The sequence below is a fragment of the bacterium genome, from assembly GCA_035945995.1.
Taxonomy (GTDB): Bacteria; Sysuimicrobiota; Sysuimicrobiia; order Sysuimicrobiales; family Segetimicrobiaceae; genus DASSJF01.
This window is the reverse complement of record DASYZR010000071.1, coordinates 1-19,111: the sequence shown is the minus strand read 5'-3', so window position 1 is coordinate 19,111 and position 19,111 is coordinate 1. Positions and strand designations below refer to the sequence as shown.

At 64.8% G+C, this 19,111-nt stretch carries 21 protein-coding genes, 2 tRNA genes and 1 pseudogene; 12 read left to right on the top strand and 12 right to left on the bottom strand.

Going from position 1 to position 19,111, the window contains the following annotated elements:
* Positions 1-630: tetratricopeptide repeat protein (locus VGZ23_07555; protein ID HEV2357448.1), on the top strand; the 630-nt coding region annotated here is incomplete at its 5' end.
* Between the two features lie 89 nt (positions 631-719).
* A tRNA-Val gene (locus VGZ23_07550) sits at positions 720-794 on the top strand.
* Between the two features lie 383 nt (positions 795-1,177).
* Here VGZ23_07550 and VGZ23_07545 read toward each other — a convergent pair.
* From VGZ23_07545 to VGZ23_07535, 3 genes are all read right to left on the bottom strand, one after another.
* The gene (locus VGZ23_07545; GenBank protein ID HEV2357447.1) at positions 1,178-1,513 is read right to left on the bottom strand and encodes a DUF86 domain-containing protein; all 336 of its coding nucleotides are present in this window, start codon (positions 1,511-1,513) and stop codon (positions 1,178-1,180) included.
* Positions 1,510-1,800, bottom strand: a complete 291-nt coding sequence (locus VGZ23_07540) for a nucleotidyltransferase family protein (GenBank protein HEV2357446.1) — start codon at positions 1,798-1,800, stop codon at positions 1,510-1,512. The genes VGZ23_07545 and VGZ23_07540 overlap by 4 nt, the downstream gene beginning before the upstream one ends.
* A gap of 71 nt (positions 1,801-1,871) precedes the next feature.
* On the bottom strand, positions 1,872-2,768 hold the full coding sequence (locus VGZ23_07535) for an SDR family oxidoreductase (GenBank protein HEV2357445.1): 897 nt from the start codon (positions 2,766-2,768) through the stop codon (positions 1,872-1,874).
* A gap of 123 nt (positions 2,769-2,891) precedes the next feature.
* Between VGZ23_07535 and VGZ23_07530 the strand changes: the two genes are divergently transcribed.
* The 5 genes from VGZ23_07530 (at position 2,892) to VGZ23_07510 (ending at position 5,509) form a co-directional block, all read left to right on the top strand.
* The gene (locus VGZ23_07530) at positions 2,892-3,854 is read left to right on the top strand and encodes an AraC family transcriptional regulator (protein HEV2357444.1); all 963 of its coding nucleotides are present in this window, start codon (positions 2,892-2,894) and stop codon (positions 3,852-3,854) included.
* A 21-nt stretch (positions 3,855-3,875) separates the two neighbouring features.
* Entirely contained in the window at positions 3,876-4,253 is a 378-nt protein-coding gene (locus VGZ23_07525; GenBank protein ID HEV2357443.1) for a DUF2255 family protein, read from the top strand.
* 83 nt (positions 4,254-4,336) lie between these two features.
* Positions 4,337-4,411, top strand: a tRNA-Val gene (locus tag VGZ23_07520).
* A 201-nt stretch (positions 4,412-4,612) separates the two neighbouring features.
* Entirely contained in the window at positions 4,613-4,828 is a 216-nt protein-coding gene (locus VGZ23_07515) for a DUF2283 domain-containing protein (protein ID HEV2357442.1), read from the top strand.
* Positions 4,829-5,209: 381 nt separating this feature from the next.
* The gene (locus VGZ23_07510; protein HEV2357441.1) at positions 5,210-5,509 is read left to right on the top strand and encodes an ABC transporter permease subunit; all 300 of its coding nucleotides are present in this window, start codon (positions 5,210-5,212) and stop codon (positions 5,507-5,509) included.
* Positions 5,510-5,516: 7 nt separating this feature from the next.
* On the opposite strand, the gene VGZ23_07505 is transcribed toward VGZ23_07510, so the two are convergent.
* Entirely contained in the window at positions 5,517-6,242 is a 726-nt protein-coding gene (locus VGZ23_07505) for a hypothetical protein (protein ID HEV2357440.1), read from the bottom strand.
* 23 nt (positions 6,243-6,265) lie between these two features.
* Positions 6,266-6,733: a MarR family winged helix-turn-helix transcriptional regulator gene (locus tag VGZ23_07500; GenBank protein ID HEV2357439.1), complete on the bottom strand. Its 468-nt coding sequence runs from the start codon at positions 6,731-6,733 to the stop codon at positions 6,266-6,268.
* A gap of 146 nt (positions 6,734-6,879) precedes the next feature.
* Between VGZ23_07500 and VGZ23_07495 the strand changes: the two genes are divergently transcribed.
* Together VGZ23_07495 and VGZ23_07490 are read left to right on the top strand one after the other, a co-directional pair.
* Complete coding sequence (locus tag VGZ23_07495) at positions 6,880-7,299, top strand: hypothetical protein (GenBank protein ID HEV2357438.1); 420 nt, start codon at positions 6,880-6,882, stop codon at positions 7,297-7,299.
* 255 nt (positions 7,300-7,554) lie between these two features.
* Positions 7,555-10,029, top strand: coding sequence for a tetratricopeptide repeat protein (locus tag VGZ23_07490; protein HEV2357437.1), 2,475 nt, complete (start codon positions 7,555-7,557; stop codon positions 10,027-10,029).
* 59 nt (positions 10,030-10,088) lie between these two features.
* On the opposite strand, the gene moaA is transcribed toward VGZ23_07490, so the two are convergent.
* The 7 genes and pseudogenes from moaA to VGZ23_07455 form a co-directional block, all read right to left on the bottom strand.
* Positions 10,089-11,063 (bottom strand): GTP 3',8-cyclase MoaA, encoded by a 975-nt coding sequence (gene moaA, locus VGZ23_07485; protein ID HEV2357436.1) that lies wholly within the window; start codon positions 11,061-11,063, stop codon positions 10,089-10,091.
* A 131-nt stretch (positions 11,064-11,194) separates the two neighbouring features.
* Positions 11,195-11,581, bottom strand: a pseudogene (locus VGZ23_07480) (MOSC domain-containing protein).
* 119 nt (positions 11,582-11,700) lie between these two features.
* Complete coding sequence (locus VGZ23_07475) at positions 11,701-12,015, bottom strand: c-type cytochrome (protein ID HEV2357435.1); 315 nt, start codon at positions 12,013-12,015, stop codon at positions 11,701-11,703.
* 116 nt (positions 12,016-12,131) lie between these two features.
* Positions 12,132-13,445, bottom strand: coding sequence for a molybdopterin-dependent oxidoreductase (locus tag VGZ23_07470; protein ID HEV2357434.1), 1,314 nt, complete (start codon positions 13,443-13,445; stop codon positions 12,132-12,134).
* Between the two features lie 172 nt (positions 13,446-13,617).
* Positions 13,618-14,034 carry a helix-turn-helix transcriptional regulator gene (locus tag VGZ23_07465; protein HEV2357433.1) on the bottom strand — a complete coding sequence of 139 codons (417 nt, stop codon included), beginning with the start codon at positions 14,032-14,034 and terminating at the stop codon, positions 13,618-13,620.
* 426 nt (positions 14,035-14,460) lie between these two features.
* Positions 14,461-14,931 carry a nuclear transport factor 2 family protein gene (locus tag VGZ23_07460; protein HEV2357432.1) on the bottom strand — a complete coding sequence of 157 codons (471 nt, stop codon included), beginning with the start codon at positions 14,929-14,931 and terminating at the stop codon, positions 14,461-14,463.
* A 228-nt stretch (positions 14,932-15,159) separates the two neighbouring features.
* Entirely contained in the window at positions 15,160-17,265 is a 2,106-nt protein-coding gene (locus VGZ23_07455; GenBank protein HEV2357431.1) for a LuxR C-terminal-related transcriptional regulator, read from the bottom strand.
* 506 nt (positions 17,266-17,771) lie between these two features.
* Between VGZ23_07455 and VGZ23_07450 the strand changes: the two genes are divergently transcribed.
* The 3 genes from VGZ23_07450 to VGZ23_07440 form a co-directional block, all read left to right on the top strand.
* Complete coding sequence (locus VGZ23_07450) at positions 17,772-18,230, top strand: hypothetical protein (GenBank protein ID HEV2357430.1); 459 nt, start codon at positions 17,772-17,774, stop codon at positions 18,228-18,230.
* A 76-nt stretch (positions 18,231-18,306) separates the two neighbouring features.
* Positions 18,307-18,621, top strand: a complete 315-nt coding sequence (locus VGZ23_07445) for a LuxR C-terminal-related transcriptional regulator (protein HEV2357429.1) — start codon at positions 18,307-18,309, stop codon at positions 18,619-18,621.
* A gap of 110 nt (positions 18,622-18,731) precedes the next feature.
* The coding region (locus tag VGZ23_07440; protein ID HEV2357428.1) for a hypothetical protein at positions 18,732-19,111 on the top strand (380 nt) is incomplete at its 3' end.

The window sequence follows — 19,111 nt, the reverse complement described above, 5'->3', positions numbered from 1 at the left end:
CGCGGTAACGAGAACTATCAGAAGCAGGACTACGACGCGGCGATTGCCGACTACACGGAAGCGATACGGCTCGATCCCAAGTTCGCCTACGCCTTCAACAACCGCGGCGCCGCGTATCGCGCCAAGGGTCAGTACGATCGCGCCATCGCCGATTACACAGAGGCGATCCGGCTCGATCCCCACGACGCGGCCGCGTTCTACAACCGCGGCATCGCCTACGCTCACCAGAAGAACTACGACCGCGCCGTGGCCGACTTCACGGACGCGATCCGGCTCGATCCGGGGAACGCCGCGTATTTTAGCAACCGGTGCCGGGCGCGCGCCATCATCGGCCGGGAGCTGGCGCAGGCGCTCGCGGACTGCAACGCGGCGCTGCGGCTCAGGCCGGACAGCGCCGATTCCCTCGACAGCCGAGGGTTGACGTATCTCAAGCTCGGCCGGCTCGATGACGCCGTCACCGACTATACGGCGGCACTCAGGATCAATTCGATGCTCCCGAGCGCGCTCTACGGCCGTGGCTTCGCCGAGCGGAAGAAGGGCGACGCGACCAGCGGCGACTCGGACATCGCGGCCGCGATGGCGATCCAACCCGACATCGCTCAGGAGTTCGCGGGGTATGGAGTGAAGTGAGCTTCGCCGGTGCGCTGCACGTCCTGAGTTATACTCCGGCTTTGACATCGCATCCGGTGGCTGCAATAATGATGGGTACCGCGAACGGCGGGCGGTTAGCTCAGGGGTAGAGCGCATCCTTCACACGGATGAGGCCGCAGGTTCAAGACCTGCACCGCCCACCAATTCCTACTGGGCCTTCGCTCAAATCACCCCGTCTGTCCGTCCCGTCGCTTTTGATCGGTTTGGTCATCCGAGTATGACAAGCGGTAAAGAGCCTTCAGGCCGATAAGCGGAAGACAGGCCGTGAATGTTATGGCCCTTGGCGCCCGGTCAACTGAACGGTGTCGGCATCCTGGCGGTTGTCAATCGATCCGACACATCCGCAACGATTTTCACTGATGCAGGCAACACAATAGTAAAGCCCACCGGCACACGGCCCATCGTCCGGTTGCCACGATGCCAGTTCAAAAATCTTTTTGCACGCCGGGCACGTGTTCGGTTGGCACGGATTCAAGTTCGCTCCCACGGTTTCCTCGCTCGTGGCAGGTCTCATCTTAAGGATACATTAGTTTGGTGCGGAAAGGATCGCCTCGAGCTTCCCCTTCAGGTCGGGGATGTCGCGGTCAACAGTAATCCAGACTTCCTCAGGATCAATCTCGAAGTATTGATGGACCAATACGTGTCGCATAGCCACTATCGCGGACCACGGGATTTCCGGGTGTGTCGCCCTCAGACCCTCGGAGGCATGGCTCGCCGCCTCGCCAATGATTTGTATATGGTGTACGACCCATGTTTGAAGTAGTTCATCGGCGAGAAACGCCTCGCGTCCACGAAGGGCGTAACGTTGAATGCGTTCAATCGCTTCGAGGATGTCGAGAAGACGTTCTCGATCGCCCCTCACAGGGGAACGGCATCACGGACTACGGCGTCTCTAACACGCGGACGAAGCCCACGCTCTGGCACAACGTCCACCGGACATCCCAGAGCCTGCTCCAGTTCCACGATCATCGCGGCGTGGTCCAGTAGGCTGCGTCCCGGCTCCAGATCGACCAGGAAATCGATGTCGCTATTCTCGGTCGACTCTCCGCGCACAGTCGAGCCGAAAAGGCGCACATGCCGTGCGCCGTGCGCCGCGGCGATGCGCAGAATCTCCTCTCGCTTGGCCTTGACGAGCGCTTCGCGTGTCATAAGTTGGCCTCGCTGTCAGAATACTCGGTCCAGGTCCTCGCGGCAAGGCCATAGCGCATAGCTCCTGCCGCTCAGGCGGAGAAATAAGTCCCTCGTTCGAGATCAGTGAGAAGCGTCGGCTGAACCGGCCGCCAACCGAGGCGCTCCTGAGTCACCTGGCTTGAGGCCGGGCCGTCGATTCCGGCGAAATGCTCAAACCAGCCGAAGTGTGCGGCGGCCTCCTTGCCCGACTTGCTCACGACGGGGATGCCGAGCCGCCGTCCGATCACGTCAGCGATTTCGAGGAACGCGATGCCCTCTTCGGCCACGCCGTGGAACCTGGCGCCGGCCCGAGCGTTCTTGAGCGCGAGCCTGAAGAGATGGGCGGCATCGAGCCGGTGCACAGCGGGCCAGCGATTGGCTCCGTCGCCGATGTATGCCGAGACGCCCTTTTCACGCGCAAGGTTGATGAGGATCGGCACGAAGCCGTGATCGCCTTCGCCGTGGACGGACGGGGCGAGACGCACCACCGACACGCGTACGCCTCGCGCCGCCACTGCTTCCGCGGCTTCTTCCGACGCGACACGCGGAATTGTGGTGGAGCTGACAGCGGGCCTATCTTCCTCGGTCGCGAGGCGCCCCGGCGTAAGGAGCGCGACTCCGGAGGTCACGATCAACGGGCGGTCGGAGCCGGCCAACACGGAACCGAGAGCTTCAATCGCACGCCGATCGTTTTCGGAGCTCTCCTTGAACTTCGAGAAGTCATGATTGAACGCGGTGTGGATCACGCCATCCGACTCGGCGGCGCCGCGCCGCAGGCTGTCCAGATCTTCAACGTCACCCCGATGAACCGTGGCGCCCGAGGCCGTCAGCGACTTCGCGCCGGCATCCGACCGAGCAAGGCCGAGCACCTGATGGCCGTCATTGAGAAGCTCCCGAACGATGGCAGATCCGATGAAGCCAGTTGCACCCGTGACGAAGACTCGCATCCCCAACCCTCCTCTTGCCTATTCATCCTGCTCGATTGGAGTATGGCGCTGCAGATCCGCAAGATAAATCCACAATGGTCCATACTTCTTGCCTAAAAGTCCATGGTAGGCTATAAGTGGTCTATGGGAAGTCTAGTGCATGGTCTGGCACGGGCGATCGCGGTCGTCGCTCCCGAAGAGGGAGTCCATAAAACACCGATCGCCGGCGTGCATTGCGTCAGGTACTCGACGACGAGCCGCCCAACCAGGGACCACTGGCGCGCGTGTTTGGCGATAGTCGCGCAGGGCGTCAAAGAGGTCGAGCTCGGGCGCGAAGTGTACCGATGCGCTGAGGGCCACTACACAGCAACGCCGATCAGTCTGCCCGTCATCAGCAGAGTCGCCTCGGCCACGGCCGAGAAGCCGTTTCTTGGCATGCTGATCGATTTGGATCCCGTCGTCTTGAGCGAGGTGACGGCGCAAACTGAACGAGTCGTCCTGGCGGACGCGGGGGCCCCTGTGCGCGCTCTGTTCCGTGGAAAGGCCGGCGAGAGTATGCTGGAGGCTGCGATTCGCGCAGGGAGGCCCTTTCAAACGCGGGAAGATGCGCTCGCGCTCGGACCGTTGGTCGTGAGGGAGCTGCTCTACCATCTGTTAAAGGGCGCGGAGGGATCGGCGATTCGGCAGTTTGTGCGGTCGGGAAGCACGATGCACAGAATCGCCCAGGCGGTTCACGCACTGCGGTCGGGGCTGAGCGACGAAATTGATGTCCCCGCGCTTGCGAAGGCGGCGAACATGAGCCGGTCGGCGTTCTTCAAGCACTTCAAAGAGATTACGTCCATGAGTCCGATTCAATACCAGAAACGGTTGCGCTTACATGAAGCGCGGCGGCTCCTGATCGATGAAGGTGAAACCGCGGAACGGTCCGCGTTCAGGGTGGGCTACAAGAGCGCGTCGCAATTTAGCCGGGAGTATTCCCGCATGTTCGGCAACTCGCCGTTGCGGGATGTGATGGCTCCTGCCCAATCCCAGCGCGTGACCTTTGGAGCGCGGGCTGGCGCCGGCAATGGAGTCACCGTGGTCAGCGGGGCAGCATCTGCTCGTTAAGTCTCATCCGGAAGGCGCCCAATGGCCATGTGGACCAGCGACGAACTCAGCACGATCGGCAACACTGAAGAGGTGGAAATCGCCGGCCGCCGGCGCGACGGCACGCTCCGGACGCCCGTGACGATCTGGATCGCCCGTCTCGGCGATGACCTCTACGTCCGATCCGTGAACGGACGTGACTCCGCCTGGTTCCGCGGCACCCAGGTGCGCCACGAGGGCCGCGTCCAGGCAGGCCGGGTCGGCAAAGACGTCGCCTTTGTGGAGTCCGATCCAGGGATCAACGACAAGCTCAACGCCGAATATCGCGCCAAGTACCGCCGCTATGCCGGCAAAATCCTCAACTCAATTTTGACCCCGAAGGCACAAGCCACGACGCTGAGAGTCGAGCCAAAGTCTTAGCGTCACGCCAACCACTCCTTCATCGGTAATGGACCGGTCGAGGGGTCGGCTCCTCCGGAAGAGATGCAAGGTACCTTCACGGCGGGCGGTTAGCTCAGGGGTAGAGCGCATCCTTCACACGGATGAGGCCGCAGGTTCAAGACCTGCACCGCCCACCACGCACCCCGCTGCACCGGACCGCACGAGATTGGTGGTCCTGAGTCCAGATCAGGTCGTTCCCGGAGACCGCGGCACGAGCGTTGCGCAGAGCCGCTGGCGCGGCGGGTTGTTGCGAGTACCGTACCTTGAGACCGCGGAAGGTCGCAAGGCCTTGACCGCATATTGGACCAGTCGGATGAAGCGGTACCGGAGGGAGTAACGTGATCGTTCGATACGATAAGGACGCTGATGTTCTTCTCGTCAAGCTGCGAGAGGAGCCTTCGACGGACGCCGTGGAGGAAGACGGCGGCGTCATCATCAGCTACGGCGACAAGGGGCTCCCCGTGAGCGTGGAGTTTCTCAATGCCTCGCAGCACGGCCTTGTCCAGCGGCAAGATCCCACTGTCACGTTGACTGGGTTGAAAGTGCAGGGGTAAGGCAATATTTGACTGATGCTGTCGAGCGCCCCCGCATGAATGTCTGCTACGACGAACAGCTGGATGCGTTCGATCGCTTCGAGTATGTCGAGAAGGCGTTCTCGATCGTCCCTCACAGATGAACGGCATCGCGGAGAACGGCGTCTCTGATGCGAGGGCGAAGTCCCCACTCCGGCACGACATCCACCGGGCACCCTACGGCTTGTTCTAGTTCCACGATCATCGCGGCGTGGTCGGCATGCCCACGCCGCCGGTCCTTGAGAAGCAGTTGCACTACACCATGCCCCTGGCGCGAATGAGCACGCTGCAAAGCGCGAACGGCAGGCAGGCGGTGGTGCGCTACCTGGCCGCCTTTATCCTCGCCGGGAAGTGGATGTCAAAGTGGGCAGGGTCTTTGGGGCCAAGCCCTACCAGGTTTGGTTCGGTATCGCCCTGCCGTCGACGCTGCCTTACCTCATGGCGGGCGTACAGATCGGGCTGGCCCGGGCCATCACCAACGCGGTCGCCGTCGAGATGCTCGCCAGCGTGAGTGGCCTGGGGCTCACCGCCTTCGGTTTCGCTCAGAGCTTCCACCAGAACGCCGCCTTCGTCTACGTCCTGGCCCTGGCGCTCTTTGCCATCGGCACCCGGGCGCTCGTCATCGCCGCCCGCCGCGGGTTCGCGGCGTGGGACGGCGGCTAGGCAACGCTCAGGCCGTGGAGCGTGCCAGTGGTACCGGACGCGGCACGCGCGCCGCAGACCTGAGCTTCGCGCCGACCGTCAAGTGGATCAGGAAATAGAGCGGGACGAGCATCGTCGGGACCATAATCCACGGCAAGGCGGTCATCGCCGTGGTACCCGGACCCTCCGTGAAGACCCGGAACGGTGTGCCGGGCGAAGAGAGCGCGCCGAGCGTCACCGCGTCGATGAGGTCGATGGCACCGAGAGCATTCCAGGCGCCGACCCAGCCCCGCTTCTTGGCGGCTCCGATTGCTGCGACCGCCGCAATCGGAATCGCGAGGGCACCGACAAGCATGTCTCCCCAGCCGGCAGCCGGCCCGAACGGTGCGGATAACCGCCCGTCCGCCGTCAAGATCAAGAAGAACACCCCGCCTAGCCGGGCGGCGTTCACGCCGATGAGCGCCGGAAGCGGCACTGAGAGCAGGGCGCTCCGAAACTGCGGGAATGCACCCCAGCCCCCGAACAGCAGTATCAGGAGCACCGCGGATGCCACCACGGGAATGGGGACGGCGCCGGCAGCCCGAGGGGCAGAGATGCCGAGGGCGGCGATCGTTACGATGATCACCCCCCACACCGCGGCGCCCGTGAAGGCGGCAAGCTTCGCCGATCGGTGCGCCGGCGAAAACCCGACCAGGACGCCGACGAGCACCGCATAGGTTGCCGTGCCGGCAATTGCACCAACGACCTCGAACATAGATCGCCTCCTCTCTGGTGTGTCTACGAGGCTCCCGCCAGCGTGCGGACGGCCGACAAGTCTCCTAGAATGTCGTGCCACCGGGGAACGCCGATGCCTCGCACTACGTGATTCTGAACCCGCTCCCATAGGGGCAGTGCAGCCGTCAGGCGCTCGCGACCGCGTGAGGTCAAGGTGACGAAACGCGTTCGCCGGTCCTCGCCGCCGGCGGTCTTGACCAGGCCCGCCCGCTCGAGAGGCCGGAGGTTCCGCGTCAAGGTCGAGCGATCCATCACCAAGGCCTCCGCGATTCGCGTCATCGTCGGCGGGTCGGCGAGGGCGACGGCGACCAGCACCGTGAATTGCGTGGCCCGCAGCCCGCTGGGCGTAAGCGCCTCGTCAAAGAACTGGGTTACGCAGCGAGCGGTCTTTCGCAGGTTGACACAGGCGCACTCCGCCGCGATGCGTTTCCACTGTCGCCGATCCTTCGCGGCGCCTCCCGTGACGTTCATCGGGTTCACCTCAGTGTTGCTGTGTTACGTGTATATGCAATATCTAATTCTTGTATATACAATATACTTGAGGCCGTGTCAAGATGGGTAAGGCCGGTATGGAAGCAGTCTGAGGGACTGCGATCTTCGCGAGGAGGTGTCTGGCGATGAAGCTGTATCAGGTGGGAGCGATTGTTGCGGCCGTCATGCTCTCGGCGTCGATGGTGGCTTCGGCTCAATCTTCGGCCCAATCGACGACCGTTGAGGGCCAAATTCAGGGTATTTCCGTTAGCTGCTCCGGCAAGGTGCCGGACACCTGCGCGGGCAGGGTGGACATCGCCGCCGGACTGGGATACGGCGTCACCAGCGTGTTCATCCCTGAGGGCGTGCCGATCAAGTACGGCAGCCGGCAGGTGCCGATCACGTTCCTCGAGACCGGAGACCGTGTGCGCATCGACTACACGACCACGAACTCGACCGCGGCCAACGTCAATCCGGTGCTGAACAGCGCTGCAGCTGCGACCCTCCTCACGGCGGCCGGAGGGACGAACATCCTGCCCGGCGGGGACCACGAGTCGAACTTGTAGCGCCCGCACGGGGGCGGGATTTCCGCGGTACCGCTCGGCGAAGACCCCCGACGATCGGTGCCCGCGCCGTCCGGCGCGGGCACCGGCGCGTCTCGGGAATGATTCGTCGGCGCCGGCGGCCATCGTGGAGGAGTGCGATGAAGATCGGCAGGCCATAGCAAATCGGCCTCGCAGGGTGCAGGGCAAGCATGTCACTCTGCCGAAACGCCCGCGTTAATGTAGATGGCTTTTCCTATCATCCGACGAGGACGACGCATGGCCGGCCTCGGACGATCGGAATCCAACAACCTGCCTCCGCAACTGACCAGCTTTGTTGGTCGTGAGCACGAGATCGCCGAGGTCAAGCGGTTGGTCCTGAGTTCCCGCCTGCTCACGCTGACGGGCGCCGGGGGTTGCGGCAAGACGCGACTGGCGTTGCAGGTCGCGGGTGACATAGTCGACGAATTTCCCGGTGGGGTCTGGATGATTGACTTGGCACCGCTTGCCGAGGCTTCATTCGTTTCCAGAGCCGTGGCAGCAGCGCTAAGCGTCCCGGAGCAGCCAGGCCGGGAGCTACGGGACACGCTGGCGGACTCTTTGCGCTCCAGGGCGCTTCTCTTGTTGTGGGATAACTGCGAGCATGTACTCAGCACGTCTGCCGACCTTGCCGATATGCTGTTGCGCGAGTGCTCCTCCCTGCGAATCTTGGTGACAAGCCGGGAGCCGCTGGGCGTCGAGGGGGAGATCCGATGGACCGTACCATCGCTGTCTTTTCCCGAGCTCCATGAGCCGCGGCCTCTCACGGACCTCATGCAATATGAGGCTGTACGCCTCTTCGTCGATCGGGCCATCGCCGCGCATTCGACGTTCACCCTTACGGCGAGCAACGGGCGCGCCGTCGCCCACCTTTGCCGGCAATTGGACGGGATTCCGCTCGCGATCGAGATGGCGGCGGCGTGGGTGCGGGTGCTGACGGTCGAAGAGATCCTCAACCGGCTTTCTGATCGTTTTCAGCTGCTGAGCGGTGGAAACCGCGTCACCGTGCCCCGCCATCAAACCTTGAAGGCGGCGATGGATTGGAGCTACGAGTTGCTGTCGGAGCCGGAGCGTCTTCTGCTCGCCCGCCTGTCCGTGTTTGCCGGCGGTTGCACGTTGGAAGCGGCTGAGGCGGTTTGCTCGGGACGCGACGTGGAACGGCCGGAGATGCTCCGCCTGCTGACGCGTTTAGTCGATAAGTCGTTGGTAATCGCGGACACCGGCGGCGGTGAGGCGCGCTACCGTCTCTTGGAAACTGTGCGCCAGTACGGCCGGGCGCGACTTGTCGACGCTGGAGACGCCGACGCGATCCAGCGGCGTCATCGCGACTGGTACCTGAATCTGGCGGAACGGGCGAATGCCCGGTTGCACGGCCGTGAGCAGGCCGCGTGGCTGGGGCGATTGGAGACAGAGCACGACAACTTCCGCGCCGCGATGGAGTGGAGTAAGGCGGAAACCGGCGGGACGGGCGCATGGTTGCGATTGTCCGGTGCGCTCCATGAATTTTGGTTCATTCGCGGTCACTATACTGAGGGACGGGAGTGGTTGGAAGGAGCGCTTCGCGCCGGCACGACATCACCCGCGCCGGCCCGCGCGCTGGCGCTCTGCGGGGCGGGCATTCTCGCGTGGCGTCAGGGTGACGCAACGGGAGGGACGCTGCTTCGGCAAAGCCTTGCTCTGTTCGAAGAAATCAATGATCAACGCGGCGCCGCGTACGTACTCCATCATCTGGCGCACGTGGCAGAGGAAGAAGCCGAATTCGGTCAAACGACGAACATGTTTGAGCGCAGCGTGGTCGTTTTCAAGGAAGCCGCGGACAAATGGGGGGTCGGTTGGTCTCTCTACTGTCTCGGGCATTCAATGCTCTTGCGGGGCGATCACGAACGAGCCACGGCGATGCTGACAGAGAGCCTCGCGCTCTGTCGCGAAGTCGGGAACAGGTTCACCACCGCCTACGCTCTTGGGAGCCTCGGCGCGGTCGCGGCTGGGCAGGGTGCGTACGACCGAGCGACCGCATTGATCGAAGAAGGGTTGGCGATTGGACGTCAGATCGGGTCCAGAAACTATCTTTCATGGGGAACGTGCGGATTGGCAAAGGTTTTAGTCGCTCGGGGAGATCCCGTGCGGGCCACCGTTCTCTACCGGGAAAGCCTTGCGTTGCTGCGAGAGCTCGGGAACAAGCGAGGCATCGCGGATACCCTTGAGGGACTTGCGGGCGCGGCGTCTGCTCAAGGAGATCACCGGCGCGCGGCGCGATTGTTTGGAGCAGTGGACGCGCTGCTGGCAAGGAGTCGATTCCGTTTCTGGCCGGACAATGCCGGGGACCATGATCGGCACGTGGCGGCCGCCCGAACTGCACTGGGTGAGGCACCGTTTCATGCCGCTTGGACCGAAGGCGGAATGATGAGTCTTGAGGAGGCCATTGACTATGCGCTGACGCCATCGGCCGTGTCGCAGTCAAAGCGCGAGGGGCCGACGAAGCCGGCAACGGAAAGGCGAGCGGGTCTCCTTGCGCCTCGGGAACAGGAGGTCGCCGTTCTGATCGCAGACGGCAAGACCAATCGAGAGATTGCGGCGCGCCTGTCGATTACCGAGGGTACCGTTGAGGCGCACGTCCAGCACATCCTGAACAAACTCGGGTTCAACACGCGCGCGCAGATCGCCGGCTGGCTGGTCGCGCATCAGCTGCGGTCTGCCTCACCGAGGGAAGAGTAGCCCCTCGGCGCCTTCGGGCGGCATTTGGCCGACCGAGGTGTTTCGGTGGTCCCAGGTGCCTACCCGCCGATCTGAGACATGATCCGCTGTCGGGGGATCACGCGGTGGGCAAGCCCGTGGCCCCAAGGCTTTCCATATGCGGCCGCGCGAAACTGCTCCCGGATCTCCTCATAGGTTGCCCCGGCCCGCAGCGGACTTCGGAGGTCGACTTCGCCATCCCGGAGCAGGCAGAGCCGGAGGCGACCCTCCGCGGTCAACCGGAGCCGCCCGCACTGCGCGCAGAACGGCCGGCTCACCGCGCTGATGAACCCCAGGGTACCCCGCGCTCCGGCGAGCCGGTATGTCATGGCGGGATCGTGGCCGCTCGTGTCGAGCGGCGCGAGCGGCCCGAGCGCCGCCTCGATTCGCGCCATCGTTTCGTTGCTCGGTACGTACGCTCCGGTCTGGAACCCGGCCACGCTCCCAAACGGCATCATCTCGATGAACCTGACCGACCAGTCGCGTGGGAGGCTCAGACGGGCGAGATCGACGACGTCCTCGTCGTTGAATCCTCGGACGACGACGGCATTGAGCTTGATCGGGGCGAGGCCCGCGGCGTGTGCCTCGTCGAGACCGGCCAGCACGTCTTCCAGGGCGCCCCAGCGGGTGATCCTTCGGAACTTCGCCGCGTTCAAACTGTCCAGGCTGACGTTCACCCGCCTGAGGCCGCCCTCGGCCAACGGGCGGGCCAATTCGGCCAGGCGTATTCCGTTGGTCGTCATGGCGAGGTCCTGAATGCCGGGAACCCCGGCGATGCGCCGGACGAGGTGCACAAGGTTGGGACGGACGGTCGGTTCGCCGCCGGTCAGACGGATTTTCCGGATCCCCAGTTCGGCGGCGGCGCGGATCACAAGCATCAACTCGTCGTCGGTGAGCAGTTCCTCCCGCGGTTTGAACGCGACGTGCTCGGGCATGCAGTAGACGCAGCGAAGGTTGCACCGGTCGGTGAGGGAGACCCGAAGATCGTGGAGTTCTCGACCGTACTGATCCCGCATGAGACTCTCCGCTCGGCGGGAGCCGGCGGATGGACCTCAGCCCGGCCGTTCCGCTGGGCTCGCGCCGGCTCACCGCGCCCGGTCTGCGCGATATCATGATCGCCGTTTGGTAGCTCGGAGATGGGATCGCCGGCTCTGATCGTGCCGCCCGCGAGAATCCGCGCCCGCAACCCGGCGCGGTGCACGAGCGCGCGCAATACCCCTCGCCGCGTTGCCCGTTCGAGATGCGCGCAGGGCTCGCACAGCATGACCCCTCGCAGGATGGTCTCGCCGACGCGGAACTCCCGGCCCACAAGCGTACTGAGCGTGACGCCCTCCGTGATCAGGTTGCGGCGCAGCTCGTGGGAATCGAGGACGATCCCGTCGTCGCGTCTCAGCGCCTCAAGGATTTCGCGTTCCGCGAGGGTTACCTCGGTGGCACAACCCGGATGACCCGACCGCGTCCCGGCTTGGTGAAAATAGCGATCGCCTTCGAGGCCCCGTCCTTCGACGGCGGATACCTCCTGCAGCGCAACCATGGGAGCGCCCGCGTTCCGGGCGATGAAGATGTGGACAACGCGGCCGCTGTGCATCATCCTCGGAATCGCCCGCCGCGGGGCTGGGTGCTCCCGTCTGTTACGAGACGCGCGGCGGGTCCTCATTTTGTGGTCTTGATGCTCCCGGCGGTGCCCTTGGCCACCCGGGCCCCCGGAGGCAGGACGCCGTTCGCGTGCAAGAGGAAGGCGATCACGTCCCAATACGCCTGGTCTGGCAGGCTTCCGGGATTGTCAAATGGCATCGCCCGGCTCACGTAGGCGAAGAGCTGATCCGCGGTGCGGTATCCTGCCAGCGGGTCCCACGGCGCCACCAGCGTGCGGCCGGTCCGCCCTTCGCCTCGCGCCCCGTGACATTTGGCGCACCGTTCCAGGAACACCATCTTGCCCGCGGCAACTTGATCGCGTTGAAAGGGCATTGGCGCCCTCGACGTCGTGATCGCGTACCCCGCTCCTAGCAGCGCCACCGTAGAGGCCACGGCGGGAAGCACGTAGCGTCGGAACCTCAACGGCCCTCGAAGTCTATCTCCATGCGTCACGCAACGCGCACATCAAACCGGGGGATGCCGTTGTCGAGAATATCCAGTTCGTTGGCGGTGATCTGTGCCGGCTGGACATTCCCCTTCTTGTCGGTGGCGCGCGTCATCAACGCGTGGTCGCCCGGCGTCGCGTTCCAGTCGAACTTGAACCGCGTCCACGCGATCTCCCTGTTCGTCGGGCCGGTCAGGCTCGCCCGACGCCAGGTCGCGCCTCCGTCCGCACTGTAGTCGACTCTCTGGATGCCCAGCGGCGAGTAGGCGTACCCCGTCAATGTCTGCCGTCCGGCCTTGAGCGTCGGCCGCTGGCCCCGCTGCAGCGGATAGCCTGGCGGGACATCCGGCAACTTGTCCAGGATCACGGGCAGGTTCAGGTGGCTCTTCGTCGTCTGCCATTTCGCCGTTACACCGCGGACGTCCGAGGCGGCGACGCCCATGGTCAACTCATCGTTGGGCCCCGGCCGCTCGGCCGCGTACGCCGGTCCGAGGAGGGCTTCTTCCTTCGTGTTCATGCGGGTCCAGAAGCGGTGGCGGGTAATCCGGATCTCGCTCAGCCACTTGATGCTGGCCACGCCGCCCCAGCCAGGGACGATCGCCCGGACGGGACTGCCGTGGTCCGGTGGCAGATCGGTGCCGTTCATGCCGTACGCGAGGCCGATCGCCTCGGGGCGCGCGCGGAGGTCGGACACGTCGATCGGGCGGCCGGTGTCGGGGCCGTCCACGCCGCTCCAGAAGAGGGCTTGCGCGGCGGTGCTCTTTGGCCGGACCCGGTCGAGGATCTCTCCGATCGGGACGTAATGCCACTCCACCTGCCCGATGAGCCCGAACCCGCGCATGCCGCCGTTGCCCATGCACTCGTGATAGCGTACGGCCGTCAGGCTGCGCATCTTGGCGAGGTCTGCGTAGCTGAAGTCCATGGGGCGCTCGATCGCGTCCCCGGTTACCCGGAGCTTCCACGCCGCCTTGTCTACGATGGGCGTCTTGTAGCGCGCCCGGAGGAAGAGCCGCTCAGCGGGAGTCACGTCCGACGTAAACTTCCACCAGTGCGATCCCGCCACCGTGGCCGCCAGCCAGTAGAAGTTCCCGGCGGTTCCTTCGACAAAGTTCTTCTGGTATGTGGCCATCACGTCTGCGCCCGCGCCCTGCGCCCTAGCGGGCCGCCCGACCAACCCGGCCGATGTTCCGAAGAGGGCCAGGGCGCCGCCGGTACTCAACAGCCGAACGAACTCGCGCCGGCTCAGTCCGGCTCGCCGGGCGGAGTCCCGCGACGCGTCTCCGATGTCCGCAGGTATTGGCTCCGGTAGTTTCTTCATATCCTCCCCCCCTTATGGCGGCCTCAGGTCGCGCCGCGAGATCTCGATATCCCACGAAGTGGCCCGTTCCATGAGCCGGACGGGCCCCCCCTCTGGCAGTCTAAGAGAAAGTGGGAGCCGCGCCATCCCGGAAACCCTATATAGGAACTCGGAGGAGAGGCACCGCCAGGTGCTACCTGTCTACCTGTGAAATGGACCCAATCCGAGCGCGACGATCCAGGCGGCGATCCGCGCGCGCGTGGTTAAACCCTAGCTTGTTGAAGATGTGCTGAACGTGGGCCTCAACCGTGCCCTCTGTGATCGACAGGCGAGCGGCAATCTCTCGATTGGTCTTCCCGTCCGCGATGAGGACCGCGACCTCGCGCTCACGCGGTGCAAGAAGTCCAGCCCCCCTCCCCAGAAGAGGCTTGGCCGGTTCGTGGCTCTTTATCCGACCCGCTTTGAGCAATGCGAGGGCATATTCAGCGGTCCTCTCGAGATCCGCTATGGGGCCTTCAGGCCGGGCGGAGTCTTTGTCCGGTGTCAACGCCTTTTCGCTGTCTCCTTGGGCAAGCGACACCGCCGCCAGTGCACGCAGCAGGCTAGGCATGCGATAGGCGTCTCCTACCCGCCGCGCCATTGTGAAGTCCTCCTCGAGCGACGCCGTGCCCGCTCGTCGTCTCCGAGTCTTTGCCGCGATCTTGCCAAGCCGCACGCCTGATCCCTTGCGGCGATCATGGCGCCGTGTGCGAGGGTGAGCGCCGTCGTTTCCACCGGCTGGAGCTCCCCCGTACTGTCTGCGACGACTTGCACCCAGCGGGTGACGTTCCCGCGCCACCGTTCGCACTCACCGAAACGAACGTAGTGTTCATGGACGTGTGCCACTGCGACGCCGAGCCAAAACGATGCCGACGCCATGGCCATGAATGTTGCGGCCTGGAGCCCCGTCGGCCGCCACCGCCGGCGCGGGGTGCCAGTCACCCCCGCGGGCGACGGTGGCGCGACGATGGAGGAGGCGACCAACCCCACCGCGCACCTAGAGACCGGCGGGCCCGAAGACCGCATCGATAATCAGCCACCTGCCTTGGATTCGCGCCAGGGTGGCGGTGACGGTCGCTTCGGCTCTCAGTTCCTTGGTGGCCACGTCCGCGTAATGGGACTCAAAATAGAGGCTCGCCCCGTCGCCGCGGATGTCGATGCGGATCCTTGGCGAGGCGGTCGGCGAAACCCAGTGGTTCTGTGGCTTGAAGGCCGCGGATCTCACAAACCAGTCCCGGATCTGAGCCTTGCCCTCGTATCCCGAAAAGTCTCCGACGGAGAGGGTTGCGTAATCGTACCAGAGGGACATCATCAGGTCCAAGTTCTTGGTGCTAACGGCCCGGTCGAACGTGGTTTGTACCTGATAGATCTGGACGATATCGTCGGGGCTGCTTAGTGGGGCGGCCCCGACGGTCGCGCTTACCGTGAAGACCGCCGCGACGACCAGCACGGCCAAATGCCGAACCATCGCTGTCCCCTCCTTGCTCGCCGCGAGCTTTTGAATTGGTGGCGTGGTCTTTCCACCGTCTCGCGCATTCACTGTAGCGGAGAACGGAGACGGCGCCATCGAGGAAAGGACGGACAAAATGATTTTTGCTCCAAATCGGGCAAAGTACGTACTCGGCAACCGGGTGCCGCATTCTAGGCCCGACTTGCCAAGGGCGCTCCGCGAGCGAGCGGAGCGCCACCGCCGTCGTCAGCCGGATGCGGGTTTGTGCAAGCCCTGCTCGACCGCCCACGCGGCGATCTGGGTCCGGGACGTGAAGCCCAGCTTGTTGAGGATGTGCTCGACGTGAGTGTCGACAGTCCGCTCGGCGATCACGAGGTGAGACGCGATCGCGCGGTTGGTCAATCCCCGAGCGATGAGCGAGGTAACCTCACGCTCGCGTGAGGTCAGTGTGTTGCCGGTGGCACAGGCCGGCGCGGCAACCTTCTCCATGGCCAGGGCGTATGCCATCGCCTGCTCGAGCGTCAGTGCTGCGCCCCGAGCCCAGGCTGCGCCAAAGGCACGTTCCCCGGCCCTGTCCTTCGCAACGGCCAGGTAATGGTCCCAATCCCGACGATTGAAAGACTCCAGGCGATAGCCTGCGGCGGACATCAAGGCATCGGCCGCCCCGAACAATCTGGCCGCCCACTCCGGCCTGTCGTCCGCCGACGCGCCGGCCAGCCCCGCAAGGCACTTGAGGACCATTCGCCTGTCTCCCCGCTCTTCGGCCGCCGCCAGGCTCTCGCGAAACAGCGCGCGTGACCGGTGGCGGTCGCCATACCTAAGCACCGCGTATCCGAGGTTATGGGACGAAACTCCGCTTTGCCCCTTGTCGCCGAGCGGGCGAAAGAGCCTCAACGCCTCCTCGTAGAGAGCGACCGCCCTCGGATAGTTCGCGCCCGCGCGGGCCGTGTTTGCAAGACAGCTCAAGGTTCGGGCAAGTTCCCAGGTGCTCGCCGCAGCACGATGAAGGGCAACGCTCTCCTCTAGCAACTCCGCGGCCCGGCGGTGATCACCCGCAGCCTCCGCCGCGTGGGCCAGGTAGTGAAGTGCCTCTGCGTTCCCCTCCTTGTTGGCTCCCGCGCGCGACAGCGCTAGGGCTTCTTCGCATAGGGTCGGTACCTGCGCGTAATCGCCCTGGCGATGCGCCAAGTGCGCGGCGCGGGTGAGCGCCTTCACCCGCAGCGTGGGCGGCGCGTCCCCGTGCAACGAGAGCATCCGGTCCAGCCAAGCGCGTCCCTCGGCAAAGTGGTTGTGAATGTCCCAGAAATCGGACAGCGCTGCCGCCAAACGCAATCCGGCGGGATCTTCGCCGGCCTCGATGCCGCTCGATTCCAGGGCGGCGCGCAAATTGTCGTGGTTCTCCTCAAGCTGTTGAAACCAGGCGAGCTGGTTCGGCCCGCGCAGTTCCGGCTCCGCCCGCTCGGCGAGGGTCAGGCACCAGTCGCGGTGTCGCCGCCGTGTCTCCTCAGCCTCTCCGGCCTCCGGCAGCCGCGTGCGGCCGTACTCCCGCACCGTCTCCAGCAAGCGGTAGCGGGCCTCTCCCTCGCGGCTCTCGACCTGCACCAGCGACTTATCAATCAGTTGGCTCAGAAGGTCAAGGATCTCCGCAGGCTTGAGGCCGCCGCCCGCGCAGACGGCTTCGACTGCCTCCAGCATGCATCCCCCAGCGAAGACCGAGAGCCGACGCAACAGCGATCGCTCCTTCCCGGAGAGCAGGTCGTAGCTCCAGTCCATCGTTGCGCCCAGGGTCTGCTGGCGAGGCAATGCGGCTCGGCTGCCCCCCGTGAGAAGTCCAAATCGATCGTCTAGCCGAGCCGCGATCTGGTCAACCGACAGCGCGGGCACCCTGGCGGCCGCCAACTCGATGGCGAGGGGGATACCGTCCAGCCGGCTACAGACTTGCACGACGGCCGGCAGGTTGCGGCTCGTGATGCGGAACTCCGAATCGCTAACGGCGGCCCGTTCGATGAACAGACACACCGCTTCGTAGCGCGCGACTTCTTCCGGAGACAGCAGACGGCCTGGAGGGGGTACCGACAGCGAGGGCACGCGGTAGGTCAACTCGCCCGCGATCCCCAATCGCTCGCGGCTGGTTGCCAGGACTCGCAGGTTCGGACACCTTCGAAGCAGGGCATCGACCAGTTGTCCACACGCCGTCAACAGGTGCTCGCAGTTGTCGAGCAGGAGGAGGAGCGATTTGGGATGGAGCGCGTCAACAAGCGAATCAACAAGCTGACGACCCGGCTGCTCAGGCACGCTCAGGGCCAAGGCCACGTTGTGGGGCACGAAGGCGGGGTCAGAGAGCGCCGCCAAGTCCGTGATCCAGACTCCGTCGGCGTAGTCCGCACACAGTTCGGCGGCGACCTGTAACGCGAGCCGCGTCTTGCCGCATCCCCCGGTCCCCGTGACCGTGAGGAGCCGGGTGCGGGCGAGCAGTCGCTTAACCTCGGCGATCTCCTGTGTTCGCCCGACGAACGTGGTCAGGGGGATCGGTAGATTGTTGGGCCGGGAACCTCGTCAATCCGCCACCGCGGCCTCCGGTCGACTCGGGGATGGGCCGCTGCCACCTTGCGACGTTCAGCGGTGGATGCCGCCGGTCCTCTGCCGGTGACTGCACGCACAATCGCCGGGGCGCCCGGGCCGATGCCGGCGTTTTGATGTGAGAACAGCACGAGGGTGGCGCTGAGGGGCCTTCAGGATGCGCGAGAGCATCCGGCTGGTTGCCGCGGGACCGATAGGTCATTCCGAAGGGCACGCTTTCCTCTGTGACGAACGTCCGCTGTGGCTAGCGGCCGATTATGGTTGATGGAGGCCGCTCTATGGCTGCTCCGGCGCAACCGACTTCTAGTAGATTACCCTCACAACTGACCAGCTTCATCGGGCGCGAGCGGGAAGTGGCTGAGGTCAAGCGCCTGGTGCTCGGCAACCGCCTGGTCACGCTGACGGGCGCGGGCGGGTGCGGAAAGACGCGACTGGCCCTGCAAGTCGCGGGTGACCTGCTGGACGAATTTCCCGATGAGGTCTGGATGGCTGACTTGGCGCCACTCTCGAACGCCGCGTTCGTGCCGAACGTGATTGCGGCGGTGTTAGGCTTCCCCGAGCAACCGGGCCGGAGTCTGCAGGACACCCTCGCGGAATCTCTGCGTCCCAGAGTGCTGCTCCTTCTGTTGGACAACTGTGAGAGGGTTTGGCGTGCGCGGCGTCTGCGCAGAAAGACTACCGCAGGGCGGCCCGCCTGTTTGGCGCGGCCGAATCGTTCCCTCGGCGTATATGGTTGACGGTGCCGACCGCTTGGCGGCGGCGCGGGATGCCTTGGGGGCGTCTACATTCGCGGCTGCGCACGCCGAGGGTCGCATGATGACGCGGGCGGAGGCGTTTGAATATGCGCTGGCGGCGGCCCCGCCCAACGGCCCCAAGTCTGAGGCACCCGCCAAGTCCGGCACCGGAAGGCGGACCGGACTCCTCGCACCTCGGGAGCGGGAAGTCGCGGTGCTCGTTGCGGAAGGGAAGACCAATCGAGAAATTGCCGCTCATCTTTCCACTGCAGAGGGCACCGTGGAGTCGCACGTGCAGCACATCCTCAACAAGCTCGGGGTCAACACCCGCGCGCAAATCGCCGCCTGGGTGGCGGCGCGCGGGTTGCGGACCGCGTCGGCGATGGACGGCTAGCGCCTCAACGTTCCCGGACAAGTTTCTTACTCCTATATAGGGTTTCCAGGATGGCCGGACCCGCGGCTTCTCCTAGGCTTGGGGGGAAAGCCGGAGGGGGGTGCGGCCCAATGCGTCTGCGTGGATGTCTCCTGCTCGCGCTTGCGGTATTCACGGCTGTGCAGACGGGAACGCGTGGCGGCATCGTGCGAGCCGCCATCGACGAGCGCCGAGATGTCTCTCAAGAGGCGGTCAACCGCGCCCTTCAGGCGGACATCAATAGGTCGGTCGGAGTGGTGGCCCGGCCGATCGTCGCCTCCTTGCTGCCGGCCGGCTCTCGGGCATTCAACCGGTTGGATATTGCCCGCAAGTTGGATATTGCGACGATAATTCCCGGCCGCGCTCTGGGTGCGGTCGCACTCGGCATGTCCGCCGCAAAGGCCCGCGCATCAGCAGCACGATTCGAGCGAGCGACGGGATGCGGCATTGACGTGCTTGTGCGGGGTGGGGT

Coding starts and splice junctions, on each gene's coding strand:
- VGZ23_07470 (HEV2357434.1), bottom strand. CDS start 13,445: ATGAAGAAACTACCGGAGCCAATACCTGCGGACATCGGAGACGCGTCG.
- VGZ23_07450 (HEV2357430.1), top strand. CDS start 17,772: ATGGCTGCTCCGGCGCAACCGACTTCTAGTAGATTACCCTCACAACTG.
- moaA (HEV2357436.1), bottom strand. CDS start 11,063: ATGCGGGATCAGTACGGTCGAGAACTCCACGATCTTCGGGTCTCCCTC.
- VGZ23_07505 (HEV2357440.1), bottom strand. CDS start 6,242: ATGTTCGAGGTCGTTGGTGCAATTGCCGGCACGGCAACCTATGCGGTG.
- VGZ23_07540 (HEV2357446.1), bottom strand. CDS start 1,800: ATGACACGCGAAGCGCTCGTCAAGGCCAAGCGAGAGGAGATTCTGCGC.
- VGZ23_07495 (HEV2357438.1), top strand. CDS start 6,880: ATGAAGCTGTATCAGGTGGGAGCGATTGTTGCGGCCGTCATGCTCTCG.
- VGZ23_07460 (HEV2357432.1), bottom strand. CDS start 14,931: ATGGTTCGGCATTTGGCCGTGCTGGTCGTCGCGGCGGTCTTCACGGTA.
- VGZ23_07525 (HEV2357443.1), top strand. CDS start 3,876: ATGGCCATGTGGACCAGCGACGAACTCAGCACGATCGGCAACACTGAA.
- VGZ23_07475 (HEV2357435.1), bottom strand. CDS start 12,015: ATGCCCTTTCAACGCGATCAAGTTGCCGCGGGCAAGATGGTGTTCCTG.
- VGZ23_07500 (HEV2357439.1), bottom strand. CDS start 6,733: ATGAACGTCACGGGAGGCGCCGCGAAGGATCGGCGACAGTGGAAACGC.
- VGZ23_07535 (HEV2357445.1), bottom strand. CDS start 2,768: ATGCGAGTCTTCGTCACGGGTGCAACTGGCTTCATCGGATCTGCCATC.
- VGZ23_07465 (HEV2357433.1), bottom strand. CDS start 14,034: ATGCCTAGCCTGCTGCGTGCACTGGCGGCGGTGTCGCTTGCCCAAGGA.
- VGZ23_07490 (HEV2357437.1), top strand. CDS start 7,555: ATGGCCGGCCTCGGACGATCGGAATCCAACAACCTGCCTCCGCAACTG.
- VGZ23_07445 (HEV2357429.1), top strand. CDS start 18,307: ATGATGACGCGGGCGGAGGCGTTTGAATATGCGCTGGCGGCGGCCCCG.
- VGZ23_07530 (HEV2357444.1), top strand. CDS start 2,892: ATGGGAAGTCTAGTGCATGGTCTGGCACGGGCGATCGCGGTCGTCGCT.